Origin of the sequence: Sulfitobacter sp. W074 (assembly GCF_025142275.1) — a bacterium.
GTDB lineage: Bacteria > Pseudomonadota > Alphaproteobacteria > Rhodobacterales > Rhodobacteraceae > Sulfitobacter > Sulfitobacter profundi.
Genome location: NZ_CP081130.1, coordinates 3,249,711 through 3,271,246 on the forward strand (window position 1 = coordinate 3,249,711; position 21,536 = coordinate 3,271,246).

General features: G+C 61.7%; 26 protein-coding genes. 6 read left to right on the top strand and 20 right to left on the bottom strand.

Annotated elements, in window-relative coordinates:
• Positions 1-21: 21 nt before the first annotated feature.
• From K3762_RS16195 to K3762_RS16205, 3 genes are all read right to left on the bottom strand, one after another.
• Positions 22-618 (bottom strand): energy-coupling factor transporter transmembrane component T, encoded by a 597-nt coding sequence (locus K3762_RS16195; protein ID WP_120351937.1) that lies wholly within the window; start codon positions 616-618, stop codon positions 22-24.
• A complete protein-coding gene (locus K3762_RS16200) occupies positions 593-1,327 on the bottom strand; it encodes an energy-coupling factor ABC transporter ATP-binding protein (protein WP_132443788.1) in 735 nt (244 codons plus the stop codon). Before K3762_RS16200 ends, K3762_RS16195 begins: the two co-directional genes overlap by 26 nt.
• A gap of 82 nt (positions 1,328-1,409) precedes the next feature.
• Positions 1,410-2,102: a COQ9 family protein gene (locus K3762_RS16205; RefSeq protein WP_132443789.1), complete on the bottom strand. Its 693-nt coding sequence runs from the start codon at positions 2,100-2,102 to the stop codon at positions 1,410-1,412.
• Between the two features lie 110 nt (positions 2,103-2,212).
• On the opposite strand from K3762_RS16205, the gene rpsU reads away from it, so the two are divergent.
• Entirely contained in the window at positions 2,213-2,419 is a 207-nt protein-coding gene (rpsU, locus tag K3762_RS16210) for a 30S ribosomal protein S21 (protein ID WP_007118112.1), read from the top strand.
• A 283-nt stretch (positions 2,420-2,702) separates the two neighbouring features.
• Here the strand turns inward: rpsU and K3762_RS16215 are convergent, their stop codons facing one another.
• Positions 2,703-3,161 (bottom strand): Lrp/AsnC family transcriptional regulator, encoded by a 459-nt coding sequence (locus K3762_RS16215; protein ID WP_260010525.1) that lies wholly within the window; start codon positions 3,159-3,161, stop codon positions 2,703-2,705.
• Positions 3,162-3,299: 138 nt separating this feature from the next.
• Between K3762_RS16215 and ald the strand changes: the two genes are divergently transcribed.
• Positions 3,300-4,418 carry an alanine dehydrogenase gene (ald, locus tag K3762_RS16220; RefSeq protein WP_067937958.1) on the top strand — a complete coding sequence of 373 codons (1,119 nt, stop codon included), beginning with the start codon at positions 3,300-3,302 and terminating at the stop codon, positions 4,416-4,418.
• A gap of 64 nt (positions 4,419-4,482) precedes the next feature.
• Here ald and mscL read toward each other — a convergent pair whose 3' ends face one another.
• The 6 genes from mscL to pheS all read right to left on the bottom strand — a co-directional run bounded on the left by mscL (position 4,483) and on the right by pheS (position 10,742).
• Entirely contained in the window at positions 4,483-4,914 is a 432-nt protein-coding gene (mscL, locus tag K3762_RS16225) for a large conductance mechanosensitive channel protein MscL (RefSeq protein ID WP_067937956.1), read from the bottom strand.
• Between the two features lie 123 nt (positions 4,915-5,037).
• Positions 5,038-6,225, bottom strand: coding sequence for a histidine kinase dimerization/phosphoacceptor domain -containing protein (locus tag K3762_RS16230; RefSeq protein WP_311198991.1), 1,188 nt, complete (start codon positions 6,223-6,225; stop codon positions 5,038-5,040).
• A 121-nt stretch (positions 6,226-6,346) separates the two neighbouring features.
• Complete coding sequence (locus K3762_RS16235) at positions 6,347-6,790, bottom strand: YtoQ family protein (RefSeq protein WP_120351942.1); 444 nt, start codon at positions 6,788-6,790, stop codon at positions 6,347-6,349.
• A gap of 15 nt (positions 6,791-6,805) precedes the next feature.
• The gene (pheT, locus tag K3762_RS16240) at positions 6,806-9,202 is read right to left on the bottom strand and encodes a phenylalanine--tRNA ligase subunit beta (protein WP_132443792.1); all 2,397 of its coding nucleotides are present in this window, start codon (positions 9,200-9,202) and stop codon (positions 6,806-6,808) included.
• Positions 9,199-9,669, bottom strand: a complete 471-nt coding sequence (locus K3762_RS16245) for a hypothetical protein (RefSeq protein ID WP_132443793.1) — start codon at positions 9,667-9,669, stop codon at positions 9,199-9,201. The genes pheT and K3762_RS16245 overlap by 4 nt, the downstream gene beginning before the upstream one ends.
• On the bottom strand, positions 9,669-10,742 hold the full coding sequence (gene pheS, locus K3762_RS16250) for a phenylalanine--tRNA ligase subunit alpha (RefSeq protein WP_132443794.1): 1,074 nt from the start codon (positions 10,740-10,742) through the stop codon (positions 9,669-9,671). The genes K3762_RS16245 and pheS overlap by 1 nt, the downstream gene beginning before the upstream one ends.
• A 173-nt stretch (positions 10,743-10,915) precedes the next feature.
• Here pheS and K3762_RS16255 point away from each other — a divergent pair, with 173 nt between their 5' ends.
• Together K3762_RS16255 and K3762_RS16260 are read left to right on the top strand one after the other, a co-directional pair.
• Complete coding sequence (locus K3762_RS16255) at positions 10,916-11,590, top strand: type 1 glutamine amidotransferase domain-containing protein (RefSeq protein WP_132443795.1); 675 nt, start codon at positions 10,916-10,918, stop codon at positions 11,588-11,590.
• Between the two features lie 91 nt (positions 11,591-11,681).
• Positions 11,682-11,894 (top strand): hypothetical protein, encoded by a 213-nt coding sequence (locus K3762_RS16260; RefSeq protein ID WP_067624811.1) that lies wholly within the window; start codon positions 11,682-11,684, stop codon positions 11,892-11,894.
• On the opposite strand, the gene K3762_RS16265 is transcribed toward K3762_RS16260, so the two are convergent.
• The 6 genes from K3762_RS16265 to pyk form a co-directional block, all read right to left on the bottom strand.
• Entirely contained in the window at positions 11,883-13,079 is a 1,197-nt protein-coding gene (locus K3762_RS16265; protein ID WP_165935534.1) for a Hint domain-containing protein, read from the bottom strand. The two genes, K3762_RS16260 and K3762_RS16265, sit on opposite strands and share 12 nt — an antisense overlap.
• A gap of 223 nt (positions 13,080-13,302) precedes the next feature.
• On the bottom strand, positions 13,303-14,346 hold the full coding sequence (locus K3762_RS16270) for an alpha/beta hydrolase (RefSeq protein ID WP_132443797.1): 1,044 nt from the start codon (positions 14,344-14,346) through the stop codon (positions 13,303-13,305).
• Positions 14,347-14,509: 163 nt separating this feature from the next.
• A complete protein-coding gene (gene rplT, locus K3762_RS16275; protein ID WP_007118124.1) occupies positions 14,510-14,875 on the bottom strand; it encodes a 50S ribosomal protein L20 in 366 nt (121 codons plus the stop codon).
• Between the two features lie 15 nt (positions 14,876-14,890).
• A complete protein-coding gene (rpmI, locus tag K3762_RS16280) occupies positions 14,891-15,091 on the bottom strand; it encodes a 50S ribosomal protein L35 (protein WP_007118125.1) in 201 nt (66 codons plus the stop codon).
• A gap of 136 nt (positions 15,092-15,227) precedes the next feature.
• Complete coding sequence (locus K3762_RS16285; RefSeq protein WP_067624919.1) at positions 15,228-15,452, bottom strand: hypothetical protein; 225 nt, start codon at positions 15,450-15,452, stop codon at positions 15,228-15,230.
• A 27-nt stretch (positions 15,453-15,479) separates the two neighbouring features.
• A complete protein-coding gene (gene pyk / locus K3762_RS16290) occupies positions 15,480-16,925 on the bottom strand; it encodes a pyruvate kinase (RefSeq protein ID WP_067624802.1) in 1,446 nt (481 codons plus the stop codon).
• 152 nt (positions 16,926-17,077) lie between these two features.
• Here pyk and K3762_RS16295 point away from each other — a divergent pair, with 152 nt between their 5' ends.
• Positions 17,078-17,389 (top strand): DUF1244 domain-containing protein, encoded by a 312-nt coding sequence (locus K3762_RS16295; RefSeq protein WP_132443798.1) that lies wholly within the window; start codon positions 17,078-17,080, stop codon positions 17,387-17,389.
• A 194-nt stretch (positions 17,390-17,583) separates the two neighbouring features.
• Here K3762_RS16295 and K3762_RS16300 read toward each other — a convergent pair whose 3' ends face one another.
• Positions 17,584-18,042, bottom strand: a complete 459-nt coding sequence (locus K3762_RS16300; RefSeq protein ID WP_132444163.1) for a MaoC family dehydratase — start codon at positions 18,040-18,042, stop codon at positions 17,584-17,586.
• A gap of 109 nt (positions 18,043-18,151) precedes the next feature.
• Between K3762_RS16300 and K3762_RS16305 the strand changes: the two genes are divergently transcribed.
• Positions 18,152-18,595: a DMT family transporter gene (locus tag K3762_RS16305; protein WP_132443799.1), complete on the top strand. Its 444-nt coding sequence runs from the start codon at positions 18,152-18,154 to the stop codon at positions 18,593-18,595.
• Between the two features lie 3 nt (positions 18,596-18,598).
• Here the strand turns inward: K3762_RS16305 and K3762_RS16310 are convergent, their stop codons facing one another.
• From K3762_RS16310 to dgcN, 3 genes are read right to left on the bottom strand one after another with little or no spacing between them, the layout of a single operon-like run.
• Positions 18,599-19,459, bottom strand: a complete 861-nt coding sequence (locus tag K3762_RS16310; RefSeq protein WP_132443800.1) for a D-amino-acid transaminase — start codon at positions 19,457-19,459, stop codon at positions 18,599-18,601.
• 2 nt (positions 19,460-19,461) lie between these two features.
• Positions 19,462-20,427 carry an N-acetyl-D-Glu racemase DgcA gene (gene dgcA, locus K3762_RS16315; RefSeq protein ID WP_120352293.1) on the bottom strand — a complete coding sequence of 322 codons (966 nt, stop codon included), beginning with the start codon at positions 20,425-20,427 and terminating at the stop codon, positions 19,462-19,464.
• 2 nt (positions 20,428-20,429) lie between these two features.
• Entirely contained in the window at positions 20,430-21,431 is a 1,002-nt protein-coding gene (gene dgcN / locus K3762_RS16320; RefSeq protein WP_132443801.1) for an N-acetyltransferase DgcN, read from the bottom strand.
• Between the last annotated feature and the right edge of the window lie 105 nt (positions 21,432-21,536).

Consider the following 21,536-nt stretch of genomic DNA (forward strand, 5'->3'; position numbering starts at 1 on the left):
CCCTCTGCCCCGGTCAAGCAATCACAGCCCGCCACGCGCGCGCAGCGCCTCTGCCACATGTTCGGCGTCATCGATGGCCAGCACGGTAAAGGGCATCACGATCCGCCAGCCCGCCCGCCTGCGCGACCGCGCGCGCCACGCCAGCGATAGCATCTGCCCTTTGGCCGCCAGCACCGGCGTGAAACGAACCACCAGCGCCACGGCCAACTCCAGACTGCGGGTTCGGACCCCAAAGCGGCGCAGCGGCGTGGCAAGCCAGCGCACCACCGCCATCATATCGCTGAGTTTCGTGGTCATGGTCACAAGATTGGCCAGCCCCACCGCCGTGACCATGCGCAGCACGATGACAAGGCCGGCCTCTGCATCGCTGGTCAGTATATGCCACAGCAGGATCAACGCCACAAAGGGCCAGAGCATCCGCAACCGCCCCAAGCCGCCCTTTAGAAAAGCCCGACCCGGCAGGGCGTAAAGCAGCAACATCCCGGCACAAAAGGCGATTTGCCAGACCAGATCCTCGACCCCGAATAGCAACAGTGTCGCCGCACAAAGCGCACCCAGCTTGGCCCCCGCGGGCCAGCCGTGGGCGCGGGTCTCAACCGGCGAGGTCAGAGAGATCATCGCTCGCCCCCAGTTCCTTCATCCGTGTCTCAAAGGCGCGCAGCACCGGACGCGCGCTGCCTTGCTGGGCGACTTCGCCACCCTCTAGCCAGAGGATGTGATCGTAGCCCGCCACCGCTGCCGGATCGTGGGTGATGTGCACCAGCGTCAAGTCGAGCCCGGCCAAGACCCGTTCAAGATGCAGGCGCGTCGGAATATCGAGCCCGGCAAAGGGTTCGTCGAGCACCAGCACCCGTGGTTGCATCGCCAGAACCGCCATCAGGCAAACCAACTGCCGCTGCCCCTGTGAGAGCTGATGGATCGACGCCTGTGCCCAATGACGCTTGTCAAACTGACCAAGGATTGAGGCCACGCCCCGCGCCGCTTCGGCCTTGGATTGACCCATTTGCAGCAGGCCAAAGGCGATTTCCTCCTCCACGGTGGGAAAGATGATCTGATGGTCCGGGTTTTGAAACAGGATGCCGACAGCACCAATCGCCCGGCGGCGGTCGCGGGCCACGTCGATCCCGCCGATCCGCACCTGCCCCTCATCTGCGGCCACCAAGCCCGAGAGAACCCGCGCGAAAGAGGTCTTGCCCGACCCGTTGCGCCCCACGATGCCGATCCGCGAGGCATCTGACCTGAGGCTCACGTCGCGCAGCACCGGCGTGCCTGCGGGGGTGTAGCACACCTTTTCAATATCAATGAGCGGGAGCGTCTGGCTGGTCATTGGGGGCCTGTATAAAACCGGGTGCCCCGACCTACCACCTGCCGGGCGGGCGGGGAAGCCCGCAGTTCGCCCGCAGGCTGCGTCAGCTCGGCGGCGTCCAGCGGCCGGGCAGATCAGGGTCCTGCTGCCCCCGTGGCGCTTTGATGTGGCTCAAAAGCCAGTTAGGCCCGGCCATTAGACGGCTGAGCGTCGGGCTTTCGCGCACTTGGGCCTTGAGCTTTTCGATCTGCATCACGTCGTCGATCCGCCGGTCCAGGAAAGACCACGTCGCCTGATGCCCCTCGCTGGCATCCCCCAGCCAATAGAGCAGCGTGGCAGAATACACCCCCGACAGCGTCGCGCGTTTGCTGTACCAGTTTACATCATCCGACGTATCGCCAAGCGCGGTCCAGATTTTATCGCTGGTCTCCCAGATCAGGCCCGCACCTTCGGGCGCGTGATGCGGCAGGGCGAAAAGCGTGCTGCCCCGGCGGATCGCCTCACGGTCGCCTGCTTCGAGCCGTAGGCGCACGGCCTTGGCAATACGATCTCGGAAGCGCAGGTTTGCTAGATCGGCCTCGGCCAGCCCTTCCAGCATCTTGGCATCCCCGCGTCGGTGATAGGCCACGGCCAAATCAACCGAACCACGCGGGCAAACAGCGCGGGCCAACGCCGGGTCCAGACCACTGTCTTTGATCGCGGCATTGAACGTCGCGGGCGACCAGCCGTCAAACGGCACATGCATCAATGCGGCATCAAGCATTTGGTCCTGTGGGTCGGCCTTGGGCGGGATCATGGCGGGCTCCTATCGGGGCGTGATGGGGTGGACAAAGGAGATATAGGCTGTTATAGGCCCATTTCCTGCAATTCCTTGCAACTTTATCCTAGAAAGGTGGTGACAACCACATGCAGGTTAGTGTTCGCGACAACAACGTCGATCAGGCCCTTCGGGCTCTGAAGAAAAAGCTACAGCGCGAAGGCGTTTTCCGTGAAATGAAGCTCAAGCAACATTTCGAGAAACCGTCCGAGAAAAAAGCGCGCGAGAAAGCTGAAGCGATCCGTCGTGCCCGTAAACTGGCACGGAAAAAAGCGCAACGCGAAGGTATGATGTAAATCATTCCCGCGACACGCAACAGATATAGAACCCCCGGTGCCGATGGCAGCGGGGGTTTTGTTTTGTGGGGTACTGGGTGCAGAGCCGGGCAGCGCCAGACCGCGGGGTGGTGCCCGGAACTTCAGCAATCGGGCAATTTATGGTGGCTGGGCTTAGGAAGCACCTCAGGACGGCACGAACCTCAGCAAAAGCGCCAGCCCGTCCGGGCGGTCTGGCGCTGCCCGGCGGCCTTCGGCCTTGATTCCGGGCTGCTCCGCTTGGAACCTCCGCCGCACCGTCCAACTACACCGGCAGCGCCGTCGTCTTGCACACCGTCCGCAACGCGAAACTCGACTGCATCTGCGCCACCCCCGGCAGCCGCGCCAAATGCTGGCGATGGATTCGGGCAAAATCCTCGGTGTTCTCCGCCACGATCTTCAACAGGTAATCCGCCGTTCCCGCCATCAGATGACATTCCAACACATCGGGAATGCGCGAGACCGACTTCTCAAAGGCTTCCAACACCTCTTCGGCCTGCGCCTGCAGGGTGATCTCGACAAACACCGTGGTCGGCATATCCAGCTTGCGCGGGTCAAGCAGGGCGACATAATCGCGGATATAGCCCTCTTTCTCCAACCGCTGCACACGGCGATGACAGGCCGAGGGCGACAGATGCACCACTTCCGACAATTCGGCATTGGACATCCGCCCGTTGTGCTGCAAAGCGCGCAGAACACGCCGATCAATCTCATCCAAGGCCATATGCGCAATACTTTCGCGTAACAAAGCGTTCAGACGCGATTATATTCGAAGAATGAGCCCCATGGCGACCCCAAATTCGCAGCGATATGCACGGCGGCTGTGATAATCCTGTCCCACTACGGAGGAGGAGTGACCCCCATGAAAATCGGATGCCCGACAGAAATCAAACCGCAGGAATTCCGCGTCGGCCTGACGCCCAATGCCGCACAAGAAGCCATCGCCCACGGACATGAGGTCATCGTGCAGGCAGGGGCGGGCGTCGGCGCGGGTTTTGAAGATGCGGATTATACCGCCGCAGGTGCCACCATCATCGACACGGCCAAGGAAATCTTTGCCAGCGCCGATATGATCGTCAAGGTGAAGGAGCCACAGGCGGGCGAACGCAAAATGCTGCGCGAAGGGCAATTGCTCTTTACCTATCTGCACCTCGCGCCCGACCCGGATCAGACGCATGATCTGTTGGCCTCGGGCTGTACCGCGATTGCCTATGAAACCGTGACCGACCGGAATGGCGGGCTGCCCCTTCTGGCACCGATGTCCGAGGTTGCGGGGCGTCTGGCACCGCAGGTTGGCGCTTGGACGCTGCAAAAGGCCAATGGCGGACGCGGCGTGTTGATGGGCGGGGTGCCCGGTGTTGGCCCGGCCAAGGTTATGGTCATCGGCGGCGGCGTCGTCGGCACCCATGCGGCACGGATTGCCGCAGGCATGGGCGCGGATGTGACCGTGTTGGATCGTTCGCTGCCCCGGATGCGCTATCTCGATGACATCTATGGCGGCACCTTCAAAACCGCCTATGCCAGCGCGGGCAACACCATCGAATTGGCGCGCCAAGCCGATATGATCATCGGCGCGGTGCTGATCCCCGGTGCCGCAGCGCCCAAGCTGATCAGCCGCGCGCAGCTGTCCGAACTTAAACCCGGCGCAGCGCTGGTCGACGTGGCCATTGACCAAGGCGGCTGTTTCGAGACCTCCAAGGCGACCACGCACCAAGACCCGGTTTATGAGGTCGACGGCGTCATGCACTACTGCGTGGCCAACATGCCCGGCGCCGTGGCGCGCACCTCGACCATCGCGCTTGGCAATGCCACCATGCCTTTCATGCTGGCACTAGCCGACAAGGGCTGGAAACAGGCCTGTGCGGATGACCCCCACCTCAAGGCCGGGCTCAACGTGCACGCGGGCAAGCTGACCTATGCCGCCGTGGGCGACGCGCTTGGGATCGACAGCATCACCGCAGATCAAGCCATCGCGGGTTAAACGCCACCGGTGAGACACGAAAGGCCCGCCAATCTGGCGGGCCTTTCTCATTCGATAGCGCCGCTTAGCGCGTTTTCAAAGCATCCCGAATTTCCAACAATACATCAAGCTGCGACGGACCGGTCTTGACCTCTGGCGCCACCTCATCAGGCTTTTCCGCAGCCGATTTCACGCGGTTCACCATCTTCACCAAGATGAAGACGACGAAGGCGATGATGAAAAAGTTGATCACGGCCATCAGGAACGAGCCGTAAGCAAAGACCGACGCGCCCGCCTCTCGGGCCTGCTCTAACGAGGCATTCGCAGGCACATCGCCCGACAGCACAGCATAGTTGTTGGTGAAATCCACCCCACCGGTGAAAAGCCCGACAATCGGGTTGATCAGGTCGGCCACCAGCGACGACACGATCGCCGTAAATGCCGCCCCGACGATGATACCAACGGCCATGTCCATGACATTCCCTTTGGCGATGAAATCCTTGAATTCTTGAATCACAGTACTGTCCCTATTCCACGTCGTGCTGATACCCCCGCCGTCATACCCGATAGTGGGGACTGCGGCACAGTGGGGTCAATAAAGTTTTCAGTTGAACCGCCCGAATTGCAGCCCCGGGCACGCCTATTGCCGAAAACAGACCCGCAAAGCCGCGCCATTGGCACTGAAATCGGTGCTCAGCCGCCCGCTTAGCTGTTCAGCCGCCGTCGCCATCAACATTCGCCCGAGGCCGGTGCTATCGGCCCCCGACACGGCTCCGTCATGCCCGCGACCATTGTCCCGGCACTCCAAAAGCCAGCTCTCGCCCCCCTCCTGCCGACGCAGAGAAATCCTGATCTCTCCTGCCCGATCCCCGACAAAGGCGTGTTTGATCGAATTGGCCACGAACTCGCTCACGATCATGCCAAGCGCCGAGGCTTGCACGGCCTGCAACTCGCCCGGCTCGGCCTCGCAAAAGATGGTGACGTGATCCGGCGCGCTGGCGGCGAGAAGTTTGTTCAACTGCTCAAGGTAGGAAGAGGTTTGCACCTTGCCTTTGCCGCCCTGCCCCATCAATTCGCTGTGCAGCGATGCCACTGCCCCGAAACGCCGCTCTACAAGGGCGAGTACATCCTTTGCGTCGGGGTCTTGCACCTTGCGCGTCGCCATCCGCAGCAGGGACGCGATGGTCTGGAACGAGTTTTTCACCCGGTGGTCCATCTCGGCGCGTAGGGCGGCCTCGATGCGGATTTTCTTGCGCAGTTCCAACTGCATCATCACGTGACGCGACAGGGTTTGCAGCGCTTGGCGTTGGAAGTCGTTCAGGGTGCGCGGCTTGGTATCCAGCACGCAAAGCGTGCCGATCGGTTGGCCGTTCGGCGCGACAAGGTTCGCCCCGGCATAGAATTTCACCCGCGGGTCGCCCACATAGAGCGGGTTGTCCACGGTGCGCGAATCGGCCCCCATATCCGAGATCTCGGTATAGCCCCCATCAAGGATAGCGTGAGAGCAGACCGATTGATCCAAACCGGTCTCCTGCGGCTCAAACCCCACACGGGCCTTGAACCATTGACGCTTTTCGTCAACCAGACTGATTAGAGAGACGGGCGTTTCGCAGATCTTGGACGCAAGCTCGACGATATCGTCGAAATCCGCTTCGGCTTCGGTATCAAGAATATCATAGGAATAGAGCGTCTCAAGACGCGCATCCTGCTCTGCGGGCGTGTCGGCTAAAATGGACCCTCTCCTTCCAAAGTTAACCCGCCACGCAACTTTGGCACGGCAGCGGGGGTCGGATTTGGCCTGCCTTTCGGGGGGCAGATCAAGGCTGATGAACCTCCAGCTAGTGAAGGTTTAGCCCGTAAGGCAGCGGCGTCCACTACGCTGCCGAATCGATTCGCACTTAAGCCCTTGATAGATGTTAAATTTTAAGGCGGCTAGCCCCGCTGCCGCGTCACCCCGGCAGGGTACCGGTGAGCACATAGCGCAGAATCTCGACCACCTGAGCCGGTTCGGAGGCCACGGCCAGCGCCGCGGCATCGACTTCCTTCAGCGCATGGGCATGGTCGGGGCCGTGCAGAATGATCAGCGATTTGCCCAAAGCGGCGGCATAGCCCGCGTCAAAGGCCGCATTCCACTGCTTGTATTGTTCGCCAAAGCGCACCACGACCACATCCGCTTCGGCAATCGCCTTGCGGGTGCGAATCGCGTTGATCTGCGCGCCCTTGCGGTCATGCCAGAACTTGTCGGCCTCTTCCCCAAGGATCGCCACGCCGCAATCGTCGCTGGCGGCGTGGTCGGTGACCGGCGCGGTGAAGGTCACCTCAAGGCTGCGCGCCCCTTCGATGATCTGTTCGCGCCAATCGGTGTGGATTTCACCGGAGAGATAGACTTTCATCGCTCGTCCTTTCGTTCAGCCGCGCAGCACGCCGCCCGTTGCTTTGGTCACTTTCTCGACAACCTTAGCACCCACGGCTTCGATGTCTGCATCCTTCAGCGTCTTGTCGCTGGGCTGCAACCGCACAGTGATCGCAAGGGATTTCTTGCCCTCGCCAAGGCTGCCGCCGATGAACTCGTCAAAAACGCGCACGTCTTCGATGAGGTTCTTGTCGGCCCCCTTGGCCGCATTCACCAGCGTCAGCGCCTCGACATCCGCATCGACGACAAAGGCAAAGTCACGCTCGACCGCTTGCAGGTCACTGATCTGCAAGGCCGGGCGCGTGGCACCGGATTTGCGCGGCAGCGGCACTTCGGCGGGATAAATGGTGAAGGCCATCGCGGGGCCTTTGACGTCCATCGCGGCCAGCACGCGGGGATGCACTTCGCCAAAGATGCCGAGCACTTTTTTCGGGCCAAGGCAGACCTTGCCGTGACGGCCCGGATGCCACCAATCCGCCGCGCCGCGCAGGACCTGCACCTTGGCGGGCGCGCCGATGGCCGCCAGCACAGCTTCGGCATCGGCTTTGACGTCATAGACATCCACCGCCCGCGCCGCGCCATGCACGTCACGCGGACCGGTGCGGCCCACCAGCAGGCCGCTGACCATGATCTGCTCTTCGCCCGGCTCACCGCCTGAGAAGGCTGGGCCGACCTCAAACAGCGCCATATCGGCAAAGCCGCGCGACTGATTGCGCGCCGCGGCCTGCAACAGACCGGGCAGCAGATCGGGGCGCATGTGGCTCATGTCCGACGAGATCGGGTTTTCGAGGCGCGTCTCATCCGTGCCGCCGCCGAACAGCGCGGCAGAGGCTTGGTCGATGAAGCTGTAAGACACACATTCGTTGTAGCCGAGCGCCGCCGCCGTGCGCCGTGCGGTCACGACGCGCCGCTGCATGGGCGAGAGTACGGGGCGCGGCACGCCCGTCGTCAGACGGGGCAGCGGCTTGCCTTCGAGCTTGGTGAGGGACGCAATCCGCGCGACCTCCTCCACCAGATCGGCCTCGCCCTGCACGTCAGGGCGCCAGCTTGGCACCTGCGCCATGTCACCGTCGAGTTGGAAGCCAAGCGCGGTCAACGTCTGGCGCTGATCGCTTTCGGGGATCGTCATGCCCACGAGCGACTGCACCTTCTCGGCGTCCAGCTTGTAGGCGCGGCTGGTGTCAGGCACTTGGCCCGCGACCACAACCTCAGACGCCTCGCCGCCCGCGTGATCCAGGATCATCCGCGTGGCGTGCTCAATGCCGTAAGGCGTCCACGCCGGGTCCACACCGCGCTCAAAGCGGTAGCGCGCGTCCGAGTTGATCTTGAGCGCGCGGCCCGCATAGGCGATCTGCACCGGGTCCCAATAGGCGCTTTCGACAAAGACGTTCACCGTGTCTTCGGTCACGCCTGTCGCCGCGCCGCCCATGATGCCCGCGATGCTTTCCACGCCGCTATCGTCGGAGATGGCCATCTGCCCCGCTTGCAGGGTATAGGTCTTTTCGTCCAGCGCCACGATCTCTTCGCCGCCCTTGGCGCGGTGAACGCGCAGGTTGCCTTTGACCTTATCGGCGTCAAAGACGTGCAGCGGACGGTTGCGGTCGAAGGTGAAGAAGTTGGTCACGTCGACAAGGAAGGAGATCGGACGCAGCCCAATCGCGCGCAGACAATCCTGCAGCCACGCGGGGCTTGGGCCGTTCTTCACGCCCTTGATCACGCGACCATAGAACACCGGGCAACCGTCGAGCGTATCATCGTCGATGCTGACGCTGATCGGCGAGGCAAAGCTGCCCGCCACCGCATCGCAATCGCGCGGCTTCAGTTTGCCCAAACCCCGTGCCGCGAGGTCACGCGCAATGCCGCGCACGCCGAGCGCATCGGGGCGGTTGGGGGTGATGGCGATCTCGATCACCGGGTCGACCTTGGCGGGGTCATTCTCGGCCAGCCAATCGATGAAACGGTCGCCGGGCTTGCCCGAGGGCAGTTCGATGATGCCGTCGTGCTCCTCGCTCAGCTCCATCTCGCGCTCGGAGGCCATCATGCCAAAGCTCTCAACACCGCGGATTTTGCCGACGCCGATGGTGGTGTCGATCCCCGGCACATAGACGCCCGGCTTGGCCACGACGACGGTGATGCCCGCGCGGGCATTCGGCGCGCCGCAGATGATCTGGATGACGCCTTCGTCGGTTTCCACCTGACAGACGTTCAGCCGGTCGGCATCGGGGTGTTTCTCGGCAGATTGCACATAGCCGAGGGTAAAGTCGGCCAGCTTCGCCGCCGGGTTCTCGACGCCTTCGACTTCGAGGCCGAGGTCGGTCAGGGCATAGGTGATCTCATCAATCGACGCCGTGGTGTCGAGATGGTCCTTGAGCCAGGAGAGAGTGAATTTCATTTGCTCGTCCGATCTTTCAGCTTTTTGATATACTGAGGCAAACCGATATGATCATCTCCCGCCTCTGCTATTTCTTTCCGAGCGACCTGAAGAATGCAGGTAATCGCTTTAGACATGTTGCGCATGGTTTCAGAGTATTCTTCTGAGACCCCTTTTTTATCTTTCGCTTTAAGAACGTGAAACTGTTCAACCAAGTCGCGAAACGCAGAAATCTGCTGCGCAAACTCCTTCGTACCAACACCTGCCAATTCAACTATTAACAAGTCCAGTTTGTTTGGAACTCCCAAATCAAGCTTATTAAGAAGTTCTGCATCGGCGACTATCAGTATAGCCCGAGTATAGAGAGCGCGACGCTCAGCTGCCAATTGCGAAGTGCGATCAATACTCTTCTGCCAAGGATAGACAACAACGGCAATAAAGAGGGCAGTACAAGAGGCCACTAGACTCGCAGCAAATGTCCACCACATTACCTACTCAACCCACCATGCAAATTCGGCTGATCCAAGCTCGCGAACCCATAATGCCGCAACCACCGCAAATCTGAATCAAAGAACGCCCGCAAATCAGGAATCCCGTATTTCAGCATCGCAATCCGGTCGATCCCCATGCCAAAGGCAAAGCCCTGCCACTTGTCGGGGTCAATCCCGCCCGCCTGCAACACCTTGGGGTGCACCATGCCGGAGCCCAGCACTTCCATCCAGCCGTCGCCCTCGCCAATACGCAGTTGGCCGTCGACCCAAGAACATTGGATGTCGACCTCGGCCGAAGGCTCGGTGAACGGAAAATGCGACGCGCGAAAGCGGGTCTTGATGCCGTCGATCTCGAAAAACGCGGCGAAAAACTCCTCAAGCGTCCACTTGAGGTTCGCCATCGAGATGTCCTTGTCGATCGCCAGCCCCTCGACCTGATGGAACATCGGCGTGTGGGTCTGGTCGTAGTCCGCACGGTAGACGCCGCCGGGGCAGATGATGCGCAGGGGCGCGCCTTCGGCCTCCATCGTGCGGATCTGCACCGGCGAGGTGTGGGTGCGCAGCACGTGGGGGGCGCGGTCGTCGCCCTCGGCACGGGCCATGTAAAACGTGTCCATCTCAGCCCGGGCGGGATGGTGGCCGGGGATGTTCAGCGCGTCGAAGTTGTACCAATCGGTGTCGATACGCGGGCCTTCGGCGACCGAAAAACCCATCTCGGCAAAGATCGCGGTCAGCTCTTCGGTCACTTGGCTGACCGGGTGGATGCTGCCCTGACGCTGGTGCCGCGTGGGCAGGGTCACGTCGAGCCATTCGCTGCGCAGACGCTCATCCAACGCGGCATCGCCAAGTGCTGCCTTCTTGGCGGACAGCGCCGAGTTGATCTCATCCTTCAGCGCGTTCAGCGCGGGGCCAGCGACCTGCCGCTCTTCGGGGGTCATCTTGCCCAGCTCGCGCATTTTCAGGGCCACTTCGCCCTTTTTGCCCACGGCGGCCAGCCGGATGTCTTCCAGCGCGGATTCGTCGCCAGCATCGGCGATTTGGCTCAGGTACTTTTGCTTCAGATCGTCCATGACAGGCCCTTGGAATAATACCCCGTCCTGCTAGCCCTCTCGCCCCTCGAATGCAAGCCGTAGGGGTTGTAGCGGCATGGGGGAACCACCACCTCTGCCAAGCGTTAGGCCGCATCCCTCCGGCGCGCCCTCATGGCAGCGGCGCGCCCAAACTCCCCCGAAAGGAGAGACCTATGAAAATCCTGATGGTTCTGACATCGCATGACGAACTGGGCGACACCGGCAACAAAACCGGCTTCTGGCTCGAAGAATTCGCTGCGCCCTACTACGTCTTCAAAGACGCGGGCGCTGACGTGACCCTCGCCTCGCCCAAAGGTGGCCAGCCGCCGCTTGACCCCAACAGCGACAGCGAAGACGCGCAGACAGACGCCACGCGCCGGTTCAAAGACGATGACGCCGCGCAGAAAGCGCTGGCCTCGACCAAAGTGCTGGGCGATGTGGATGCGGACGGTTTCGACGCGATCTTCTACCCCGGCGGCCACGGCCCGCTGTGGGATCTGGCCAATGACGCCGACAGCAAGCGCCTGATCGAGACCTTCTGGGCTTCCGATCGCCCTGTCGGTGCCGTTTGCCACGCGCCTGCGGTGTTCAAGGACACCCAAGCCGACGGCAAGCCGCTGGTCTCTGGCAAGCGCGTCACCGGCTTCACCAACACCGAGGAAGAGGGCGTTGGCCTCACCGATGTGGTGCCCTTCTTGGTCGAAGATATGCTGAAGAAAAACGGTGGCGACTACAGCAAGGGCGACGATTGGGCGTCTTACGTGCTGGTCGACGGCAAGCTGGTCACCGGCCAGAACCCCGCCTCTTCCGAAGAAGCGGCGAAAGAGATGCTGGCACTGTTGAAGTAACGGTATGAGGGGGCGCAGCCGCGCCCCCTTCCCCGCCCGGAGGAACCGCCGGTGGTCGCGGCGTGTTTTACCTCTGAAAGGAGCCTCCGACATGGCAGATTATGACCGCAGCACCGGCGCCCCATGGAGCGCCGCAGACCTTGAGCAGCTTCGCATTCTGGCGGCAGAGGGCACAGCGCCCTCCGTGATTGCCGTACAACTGGGCCGCAGCGAAGAGGCGATCGCCCATCGGGCCGCGCAGGACGGCATCAGCCTGCCCTCCGCCAGCCTGAACCCCTATGACCCCGACACGTTAGACCGATAGCAATACGCGCCCGTTCTTCTTATGCTTTTCGATCAGCCGTTTTTGCACCGCCCCGGGTGGGATCGGATGCGCGGATGCGCCAAAACCGTCGCCCGCGACCAAGGTGGGAAAGAGCGTGGCAAATTCTTCGCGCTGCGCATGACTTAGGGTGCCGATCGTCTCGGCGGTCAGCAGGAAGCTCTCGCTCGGCGCGCCCTCGGCATAGACGACCTCGTGCTGTTTAAAGATCAGGTGGAAATATTCCACCTGCGCCACACGATCGTCGATATGCACCCCCGGCAGTTCGGTCAGCCGGATGGCGGCGACGAGCACCGCCATGGCCCCGCAAACCCGCTTCACGATCCCCGAGCGCGCAACCATGCGGTGCTGCCGCGAGACCATGAGATCGCGTTTGGGCAGGCCCGCGCCCAATGCCCCAGCAGAGATCCGAATGGGATACAGCTTGGGGTTCCTCGCCAGTTCCGACGCCCCGACAGAGCGGCGCAGTGCGGCGACAAGCTCTTGATAGCCATTGCCTTGGGTCAGCACGCGCGCGCCGGGGGCCAAGGTTTCGACCGGCAGATCGCCCTTATCGGTGGTGATCAAGGTGCCGCGCGTGAAACAGGCCACACCGGTCGAGACGAGATCCCCCTCCTCGCGCATCGTGTCGATGTCGGTCTTCCAATCCAGACTTCCCACAAGCCCACCCTCCGGGAGAGCGGAGAAATCAACGGTCATGGTGGTGAAAAGATCCCCCGCAGGCGGGCTGCCCGCCAGATTGACGATGCCAGTGTAGGTCACCTCAAGATCACTGGCCAAATCCCGCGAATCTGCATTCACCCGGAAGGGAAATCCCTCTAGCGACATGGGTGTAGAGCCGCCATTCGGATCGTCATCCGGGGCTGTGGTGGTATCGAAAACCGAACTGGCGGGCTGGAGGTCGATCTCCATAGTGGCCAGCGGTTTGGTCGTTTCCAGATGATGCCAGTCATAGCCAAAGGACATCTGCGTGTTCTCGCCAACCGCCGCGCCATTCGTATAGGGGTCTGTCGCGTGCCAAGTCAGCGTCTCGGTCGTGCCGTCCGCATAGGTCAGCGTGATCCGCGCCCCATCCAAATCGACACCGCGCGAACTGGTATCGTCGCGGATGCCGTGGACCGTTTCATGGGGGTCTTCGTCCAACCTGTTGATTACAATTCCGGGCATAAACATCCCCACCTTTTTTAAATAACCTGCCGGCAAACAGCATAAATTGCCGCGCCACCCGCGCGGAATCCCTGCACAATGGCCTATCGTTAAGCCACATTGTCCATAAGGTGGGGTAGGAGCATGGCCATGGCGAGGGTTTATTAAGGCAACATTAAGCAGCTACCCGATACGCAAAAAGCCCCGCCGAATAGGCGGGGCTTTCGCTTGGCCTTGAGGTGATTTACTTCGAAAAGTGGTCTTGCAAGAAGCCAGACACCTGCTCAATCGCCGCTTCGGGCGCGGGGGTGCCCGCAATGGGGTTGAGCATGGCAAAGTCGTGGATCGAGAAATCATAGCGCGTGCCCTCGGTCTCCACGCCCGCTTTGACCAGCTTGGCCCCAAAGGCTTCCCCTTCGTCGCGCAACACATCGTTTGCGCCTGTAATCACGAGCGAAGGCGGCAGATCGGCCAACGCTTCGGTGTCATAGTTCAACGGAGAGATCATCGGATCCATCGGATCGGCGTCCTCAGGCAGATAGGCGTTCCAGAACCACTCCATCGAGGCTTTGGTCAACCACGGGCCATCAGCGAATTCCTCGTAAGAGCCGCTGGTCAGATCAGCGGTGGTGACCGGGTAGATCATCGCCAGCGCGTCGAGGTCCGGGCCGCCCTGTTCTTTGGCCATCTGCGCCACGACAGCGACCATCTGGCCACCGACGGAATCGCCCGCCAAAGCCAATTGATTGGCATCAATACCGAAATCAGCGGCATTCTCTGCAACATGTTTCAGCACCGCGAAATCCTGCTCAAGCTGCACGGGGTGCTTCTGCTCGGGCGCCGGGGCGTAGTCGACAAAGACATAGGCCGCGCCTGTCTGATTTGCCAGTTCACGGATCATGCGTTCATGGGTCGTGAAATTGCCCAGGATCCAGCCGCCACCGTGGAAGTAAAGCACGCCCGGCAATGCCTCATCACCGGCATCCGCGGGCTTTACCACGACCACATCCGTCTGTCCGGTGGGGCCGATTTCCAGTGTCATTTTCTCAACCGAGGCATCGGGCATCTCGACATCTGCCTTTGTCTGCGTGTCGATCAAGACCTGCCGCGCCTCTTCCGGCGATAGCTCGTTGATGGGGGTCGAGCCTTCAAGGCTGTCGATAAACTCCTGCGTCTGCGCCTGTAGCACGACTTTGTCTTTATCGGCATGCGCCTCGGCAAAGGCGGTCGCGGGCACCAGCGCGCCAATCGCGGCACCGGTTAGCAGTTGGCGTAGGGAAAGTGTCATTGAATGTCTTCCTTCCTGAATGTGTCCTGCTGGCACAACAGATGGCTCTTGGGGCAGTTCAATGACATTTTCTTGAGGATCCCCTTCGGTCCTTCTGCGTCTGCCCAAACGCAAAAAGCCCCGCCGTGGGGCGGGGCTCTCTAAAACTCAATGCAAGGTCAGCTTAGGCTGCCAGTGCGTCCTGCGCCTGTTTGACGATCGCGCCAAAGGCTTCGGGCTCATGCACGGCCAGATCGGCCAGAACCTTACGGTCCACTTCGATACCGGCCAGCGACAGACCGTTGATGAAGCGGCTGTATGTCAGCGCTTCGTCGTGGCTGCGCACGGCGGCGTTGATCCGCTGGATCCACAGCGCGCGGAAGTTGCGCTTGCGGTTCTTGCGGTCACGGGTTGCATATTGGTTGGCCTTGTCGACCGCCTGTGTGGCGACCTTGAAGACGTTCTTGCGCCGACCATAATAGCCTTTTGCGGCTTTGATGATCTTCTTGTGACGCGCGTGGGTGACTGTACCACCTTTAACTCGGGACATCTCGGTACTCCTATATCAGCGGGCGTAGGGCATGAAGCCCTTGATGATCTTTGCATCGGGCTCGGACAGTGTTGTCGTGCCGCGTGCGTTACGGATGAACTTGTTGGTCCGCTTGATCATACCGTGCTGTTTGCCAGCTTGGCTGCCGATGACCTTACCAGTCGCCGAGACCTTAAAGCGCTTTTTGGCGCTCGATTTCGTCTTCATCTTGGGCATTTCCGTCTCCGTCTTTTGAGTTCGGTATAAACACGACTCGGCATGCCACTTGAGGCCGGTCGTGCAGGCTAAGATGCGCCGTATAGGCGCGCCCGGGCAAGGATGCAAGAGGTTTTGAGCAGCGCTGTGGACGCGCTTAAGGCAACAGGTCCGCCGCCACGGAAACGAAGACATCCGGCAGCGTCTCGAAGGAATAGCGCCCCGGATTTTTCTGCAGGGCAAAGACGATCAGCCCGGCAGCAATTAAGATCGTGATGGCCGAGGCGCGCGGCGACCGACGGTCGGTCACCGCAGAGAGGATCGAAGGGATCGACAGCACCGCCAGAACGATGCCGACCACCATTGCCAAGTCAGAGTTCACACGCAACATCCCCCTAGTTGAGGAAGGCTACTCCGGATCGGAGGCGTAAATCAAACGTTCGTCACAGGGCGCCACGCGCAGAATATTGGTGCTGCCCGGCACGTTGAAAGGCACACCGGCTGTCACCACGATATGATCCTCCGGCCCGGCGTAGCCCTCTGACAATGCCGCCCGCGCGGCGCTGAGGACGGCCAGCTTGAACCGGTCATGCCCATCGGTGATGATGCAATTCGTGCCCCAGCTCAGCGCCAGACGGCGCGCGGTATTGACCAGTGGCGACAGCGCGATGATCGGCACGCGGGGGCGTTCGCGCGCGGTCAGCAGCGCGGTGGTGCCCGATTGGGTGAAACAGCAGATCGCCTTGATGTCCGTCGTCTCGGCAATCTCACGCGCGGCGGCGACGATCCCGTCGGCCACGGTGGTACGGTCCGCCGTGCGCGAAGATTCGATGATCTGCGTATAGGTCGGATCGGCCTCGACCTCTTGGGCGACGTTATCCATCGTCGCCACGGCCTCCAGCGGGTAATCCCCGGCGGCTGATTCCGCACTCAGCATCACCGCATCCGCGCCTTCATAGATCGCCGTGGCCACGTCCGACACTTCGGCGCGGGTCGGCATCGGGCTTTCGATCATCGATTCGAGCATCTGAGTCGCCACGATCACCGGCTTGGCCGCCGCCCGGCATTTGCGCACCAGACGCTTCTGGATCGGCGGCACGTTCTGCACGGGCAGTTCCACGCCCAGATCGCCGCGCGCCACCATGATGCCATCGCTGACATCCAAGATCGCCTCGAAACGCTCCACCGCCGCGGGCTTTTCGATTTTCGACAGGATCGCCGCCCGGCCTTTGACCAGATCGCGCGCCTCGGTCACATCCTCGGGCCGCTGGACAAAGCTGAGGGCGAGCCAGTCGACACCCAACTCGCAGACGAACTCCAGATCAGCGCGGTCCTTCTCAGACAGGGCGGCCAAGGGCAGCAGCACGTCGGGCACGTTCACGCCCTTGCGGTTCGAGATCACACCGCCCGTCACGACTTCGCAATCGGCAAAATCAGGGCCACAGTCGCGCACCTTCAGACGGATTTTACCGTCATTGACCAACAAGCTCGCGCCCGGCTCAAGGGCTGCGAAAATTTCGGGATGGGGCAGGCAAACACGGGCCGCATCGCCCGGCGCCTCATCAAGATCAAGCCGGAAGGATGCCCCTTCTTCCAAGGTCGGCCCGTCGCCCTCGAAAACGCCCACGCGCAGCTTCGGCCCCTGAAGGTCAGCCAAAATGCCGATCGCGCCGCCGGTCTCTTTTTCGATCTCGCGGATGATACGGTGCTTTTCGCGGATCTCTTCATGGCTGCCGTGGCTCATGTTGAGCCGGAAAACATCTGCACCGGCGTTGTGCAATGCCGCGATCACCTCTCGGGTTTCGGAGGCTGGCCCGAGTGTGGCCACGATCTTTACATTGCGCAAACGTCTCATATCTGTTCCTTCATATCCTATGTCCCCAAAGCGAATGTTAACGATAACATCGCCTATCCGGTGGCCTAGCGCCCCCATGAGTGCCTGTCAAAGGTTTCATCAGAATGACGGCCCCTCGCGGTTCCGTCCAGTGATATGAGAAGGAAGCTGTCATGCCCAGCCAACAAGAGATCGAACTGCAAGCCGCCGCCTTTCGCCGGTTGCAGAAACACCTGATGGAAGACCGGACCGATGTGCAGAACATCGACATGATGAACCTCGCCGGATTTTGCCGCAACTGCCTGTCGCGTTGGTATCAGGAGGCCGCTAACGAGCGCGGCATCGACATGGGCAAGGACGAGGCGCGCGAGCTTTTCTACGGGATGACCATGGACGCATGGAAAGCCAACTATCAGACCGAAGCGAAAGACAGCCAGAAAGAGGCGTTCAAGACGGCGTTTGAAGAGAATGTCGGCAAAGGCTGAACAACCCGTCGAGCCGAAACAATACACCGTCAAATGATAGCATTGACCATGATCGCGAAACACTCACCACCGGCGCGGCGTGAGTGAAACCGCCAATGGGGCAGGTATTCGGGGCTTTCTTTTCGGTGCCCCCATGCCTGCCCTTTTCGCCTGCATCGCTGAGCTTCGGCCCCCACCGCCCCGAAGGGGGCCGCTCAAAACATGTAGAGCACCAGCCAATCGGCCTTCACCGCCGGGCGCTCTGCCCCCTCAATCTCAACCGTCGCGGCGAAGCGGGTCATCAGATTGCCCCGCCCCCGCGTCTGCGCCTCGGCCAGAATAAACCGCCCCCGGATACGCTTGCCCGAATGCACTGCTGCGACAAAACGCACGCTATCGAACCCGTAGTTGATCGAGGCCTTCGCCCCCGCCATCACCGGCAGCGCGCCGTAAGCCATGCCTGACATCATCGACAGGGTCAGCATCCCATGCGCCACGGTGCCGCCGAAATCCGTTTCCGCCGCGCGCACTGGATCAACATGGATGAACTGGTGATCTTCGGTCACATCGGCAAAGGCGTCGATCCGCGCCTGATCCATCATGAACCATGGTGAGACGCCCAGTTCGCACCCCACGGCGGCTTCCATCTCTGCCCGGTCAATCTCGTTGCGCATCATGGCCTCCTCACTTTACGCCACACTATCCGCGATGGTCAGACCTGCGAAAGCCCTTGCGTCCGACCGGGCAAGTCCCATGCTGGGCCAAGCCAAAGCCGGAGGCATCATGAACACCCCAATCCTCGCCCTTATCGTCGTGGCCATCGCGGGCGCGGCTGTCGCCCTGCAGACCCCGATCAACGCCGCCTTGGGCCGCAACATCGGCAGCGGAGTCGCTGCAGCGGCGGTATCTTTTGGCGTGGGTTTCGCGATCCTGCTGGCGGTGCTGCTGCTGCGCGGAGAGTTGGGCGCCCTGCCCCGCGCGGCTTCGGCTTCGCCGGTCTTGCTGCTGGGTGGTGTGCTGGGGGCGTTCTACGTCTGGTCGGTGCTTTGGGCGATCCCGACGCTGGGCGCGCTGACGGTGATCTCGGCGCTGATCCTCGGCCAGTTGAGCGCGGCGCTGGTGATTGATGCGACGGGGCTTTTGGGCCTAACGGTACAGGCCATCACCCCCACCCGCATCGCCGCCGCCGCGCTGGTGGCGGCGGGGCTGGTTTTATCGCGGTTCTGAGCGTCAGATCGCGGTTTTGCGCATCTCTTCGAGATAGATTTCCCGCAGACGGGGCGCCAATTTGCCCGGCGTGCCGCTGCCGATCTTGGCGCCGTCAATCTCAACCACGGGGGTCACGAAAGCACTGGCCGAGGTCACAAACGCCTCATCCGCCTGCTGCGCCTCTTCGATGGTAAAGTTACGCTCTTCCACCTGCATCTGCGCTTCACGGGCCAGTTCCAGCACCGCCTTGCGGGTGATGCCATGCAGGATATCGCTAGAGGTCTCGCGCGTGACGATCTTGCCGTCTATCACGATATAGGCGTTGTTCGAGGTGCCTTCGGTGACGAAACCGTCTTCGACCATCCACGCGTCTTCGACACCGGCTTTCTTGGCCATCATCTTACCCATCGATGGGTAGAGAAGCTGCACCGTTTTGATGTCGCGACGGCCCCAGCGGATGTCTTCGATGCTGATGACGCGGATGCCATCACGGGCGGCAGGGTTGTCAGCAAGGCCCGGTTTCGACTGGGTGAACAGCACCAGCGACGGCGCGGTGGTGTCGGGATCGGGGAAGGCGAAATCGCGGTCGCCATCCGACCCGCGCGTGACCTGAAGGTAAATCAGTCCGTCTTTGATGTCGTTCAGGCGCACCAATTCGCGGTGAATTTCCAACAGCTCTTCAGTGGTGGCAGGCGCGCGCATGTCGAGCTCGTTCATCGAGCGGGTCAACCGTTCGGCATGGCCATCAAAAGCGATCAGCTTGCCATCCAGCACGCTCGTCACCTCATAGACCCCATCGGCCATCAGAAACCCCCGGTCAAAGATCGAGATCTTTGCCTGATCCTCGGGCAGGTATTCGCCGTTTACATAGACAGTTCGCATGGTCACCCCCAGAGCGCGGCCACGGGGGGATGCACGCCCGCGCCGTCGAATTTCAAAGCATTGTCGCGGTCTTCGGCCAGAAGCAGCGGGCCGTCAAGGTCCACGACCTTCGCGCCTTGGGCGACCAGCGTTGCCGGAGCCATCGCCAGCGACGATCCGACCATGCAGCCGACCATCACGTCGAACCCTTCGGCCCGCGCCGCATCGCGCAGCGCCAGCGCTTCGGTCAGGCCACCGGTCTTGTCGAGCTTGATGTTCACCACATCGTATTTGCCCTTGAGGCCGGGCAGGCTGGCGCGGTCATGGCAGCTCTCATCCGCGCAGACGGGCACCGGGCGGTCCATGCCCAAAAGCGCGTCGTCTTCGCCCGCGGGCAAGGGTTGTTCGACCAATGCCACGCCAAGGCGCACCAGATGGGGCGCAAGGTCGGCGTAGACCTCTGCCGACCAGCCCTCATTGGCGTCGATGATGATGGTGGCATCGGGCGCACCTGCGCGCACGGCTTCGAGCCGGGGCATGTCATCAGGCGTGCCGAGCTTGATCTTGAGCAGGGGCCGATGGCTGTGTTTCGCGGCCTGCGCGCGCATCGCCTCGGGCGCGTCCAGTGACAAGGTATAGGCCGTGACTTCCGGCCCCGGGGCCGTCAGCCCGGCCAGTTCCCAAACGCGCTTGCCCGCGCGTTTGGCTTCCAGATCCCACAGCGCGCAGTCGACAGCGTTGCGGGCCGCCCCGGCGGGCAGCAGATCATAAAGTGCGGCACGGGTGATATCGCCGGGCAGGCCGTTGATCTCAGCCGTGACCGATTCGAGCGTTTCGTCGTAGCGCGCGTAGGGCACGCATTCGCCCCAGCCGGTCACGCCACCATCGGTGATGCGCACGGTCAGAACCTTGGCCTCGGTCCGCGAACCACGGCTGATGGTAAAGACCTGCGCCAGTTTGAACGTATCAGCGGTAACGTCGATCTGCATGGTCATAGCGCGGCCAGCGCATCGGCCAGTCGCGCCGCCCCTTGGCGGAAGGGATCGACCGCAGGCAGGCCAAGACGCTCTTCGACCTCGGCCAGATAGGCATCCGCCTCGGCTTCGGACATGTGGTAGGTGTTGATCGAAATGCCGACGACCTTGCAGGCGGAGTTCGCCACATGGGCCAGTGTCAGCGCCACGTCGCGGACCGCTTCCATGCTGGGCAAGCTGTATTCCGGCAGGCCGCGCATATGGGTCCGGGTTGGCTCATGGCAGAGGATCAGCGCATCGGGTTGGCCGCCGTGGATCAGCGCCATGGTCACGCCTGAGTAGGAGACATGGAACAGGCTGCCCTGCCCTTCGATGATATCCCAATGGTCGTCATCATTGTCGGGCGTGAGATATTCCACCGACCCGGCCATGAAATCGGCGATCACGGCATCCAGCGGCACGCCTTCGCCAGTGATCAGGATGCCGGTCTGGCCGGTGGCGCGGAAGGTGCTTTTCATGCCCTTTTCGCGCATCGCCTCGTCCAGCGCCAAAGCCGTGTACATCTTTCCGACCGAGCAATCGGTGCCCACGGCCAAGACCCGCTTGCCGCTGCGTTTCTTGCCGTCTGCAATGGGATATTCGACGCTGGGCACGCGCACGTCATGCAATGTGGTGCCGCTCGCCTTGGCGGCGGCGACCAGATCGGCTTCGTTGCGCAGCAAATTATGCAGGCCCGAGGCGATGTCGAAACCCATGTTCAGCGCCTCGATCAGCACTTCTTTCCAAGCCGCGCTGATTTTACCGCCACGGTTGGCGACGCCGATGACCAAAGTCTCGGCCCCTGCCTCGCGCGCTTCGGCCAGCGTCATGTCTTGCAGGCCGAGATCGGCCTTGCAGCCTTCCATGCGGAATTGGCCCACAGCGTTGTCGGGCCGCCAGTCTTTGATGCCTTGGGCGACCTTGGCGGACAGAGAGTCAGGCGCGTCGCCCAAAAACAGCAGATAAGGGGTTTTGATCATGGCAAGTCTCCGGCATTGATTTTGTCCGCATATTGCGCGCGAGAATACGCAAGTGCGTGGCGTTGTCGACGTGATAGCGCAAATTTGCGCTGCAATTCCGGCAAA

What these genes read in the sequence shown, in the direction of transcription:
- K3762_RS16195 (WP_120351937.1), bottom strand. Translation starts at nt 618, where the DNA reads ATGATCTCTCTGACCTCGCCGGTTGAGACCCGCGCCCACGGCTGGCCC.
- K3762_RS16200 (WP_132443788.1), bottom strand. Translation starts at nt 1,327, where the DNA reads ATGACCAGCCAGACGCTCCCGCTCATTGATATTGAAAAGGTGTGCTAC.
- K3762_RS16205 (WP_132443789.1), bottom strand. Translation starts at nt 2,102, where the DNA reads ATGATCCCGCCCAAGGCCGACCCACAGGACCAAATGCTTGATGCCGCA.
- rpsU (WP_007118112.1), top strand. Translation starts at nt 2,213, where the DNA reads ATGCAGGTTAGTGTTCGCGACAACAACGTCGATCAGGCCCTTCGGGCT.
- K3762_RS16215 (WP_260010525.1), bottom strand. Translation starts at nt 3,161, where the DNA reads ATGGCCTTGGATGAGATTGATCGGCGTGTTCTGCGCGCTTTGCAGCAC.
- ald (WP_067937958.1), top strand. Translation starts at nt 3,300, where the DNA reads ATGAAAATCGGATGCCCGACAGAAATCAAACCGCAGGAATTCCGCGTC.
- K3762_RS16235 (WP_120351942.1), bottom strand. Translation starts at nt 6,790, where the DNA reads ATGAAAGTCTATCTCTCCGGTGAAATCCACACCGATTGGCGCGAACAG.
- pheT (WP_132443792.1), bottom strand. Translation starts at nt 9,202, where the DNA reads ATGAAATTCACTCTCTCCTGGCTCAAGGACCATCTCGACACCACGGCG.
- K3762_RS16245 (WP_132443793.1), bottom strand. Translation starts at nt 9,669, where the DNA reads ATGTGGTGGACATTTGCTGCGAGTCTAGTGGCCTCTTGTACTGCCCTC.
- pheS (WP_132443794.1), bottom strand. Translation starts at nt 10,742, where the DNA reads ATGGACGATCTGAAGCAAAAGTACCTGAGCCAAATCGCCGATGCTGGC.
- K3762_RS16255 (WP_132443795.1), top strand. Translation starts at nt 10,916, where the DNA reads ATGAAAATCCTGATGGTTCTGACATCGCATGACGAACTGGGCGACACC.
- K3762_RS16260 (WP_067624811.1), top strand. Translation starts at nt 11,682, where the DNA reads ATGGCAGATTATGACCGCAGCACCGGCGCCCCATGGAGCGCCGCAGAC.
- K3762_RS16265 (WP_165935534.1), bottom strand. Translation starts at nt 13,079, where the DNA reads ATGCCCGGAATTGTAATCAACAGGTTGGACGAAGACCCCCATGAAACG.
- K3762_RS16270 (WP_132443797.1), bottom strand. Translation starts at nt 14,346, where the DNA reads ATGACACTTTCCCTACGCCAACTGCTAACCGGTGCCGCGATTGGCGCG.
- rplT (WP_007118124.1), bottom strand. Translation starts at nt 14,875, where the DNA reads ATGTCCCGAGTTAAAGGTGGTACAGTCACCCACGCGCGTCACAAGAAG.
- rpmI (WP_007118125.1), bottom strand. Translation starts at nt 15,091, where the DNA reads ATGCCCAAGATGAAGACGAAATCGAGCGCCAAAAAGCGCTTTAAGGTC.
- pyk (WP_067624802.1), bottom strand. Translation starts at nt 16,925, where the DNA reads ATGAGACGTTTGCGCAATGTAAAGATCGTGGCCACACTCGGGCCAGCC.
- K3762_RS16295 (WP_132443798.1), top strand. Translation starts at nt 17,078, where the DNA reads ATGCCCAGCCAACAAGAGATCGAACTGCAAGCCGCCGCCTTTCGCCGG.
- K3762_RS16300 (WP_132444163.1), bottom strand. Translation starts at nt 18,042, where the DNA reads ATGCGCAACGAGATTGACCGGGCAGAGATGGAAGCCGCCGTGGGGTGC.
- K3762_RS16305 (WP_132443799.1), top strand. Translation starts at nt 18,152, where the DNA reads ATGAACACCCCAATCCTCGCCCTTATCGTCGTGGCCATCGCGGGCGCG.
- K3762_RS16310 (WP_132443800.1), bottom strand. Translation starts at nt 19,459, where the DNA reads ATGCGAACTGTCTATGTAAACGGCGAATACCTGCCCGAGGATCAGGCA.
- dgcA (WP_120352293.1), bottom strand. Translation starts at nt 20,427, where the DNA reads ATGCAGATCGACGTTACCGCTGATACGTTCAAACTGGCGCAGGTCTTT.
- dgcN (WP_132443801.1), bottom strand. Translation starts at nt 21,431, where the DNA reads ATGATCAAAACCCCTTATCTGCTGTTTTTGGGCGACGCGCCTGACTCT.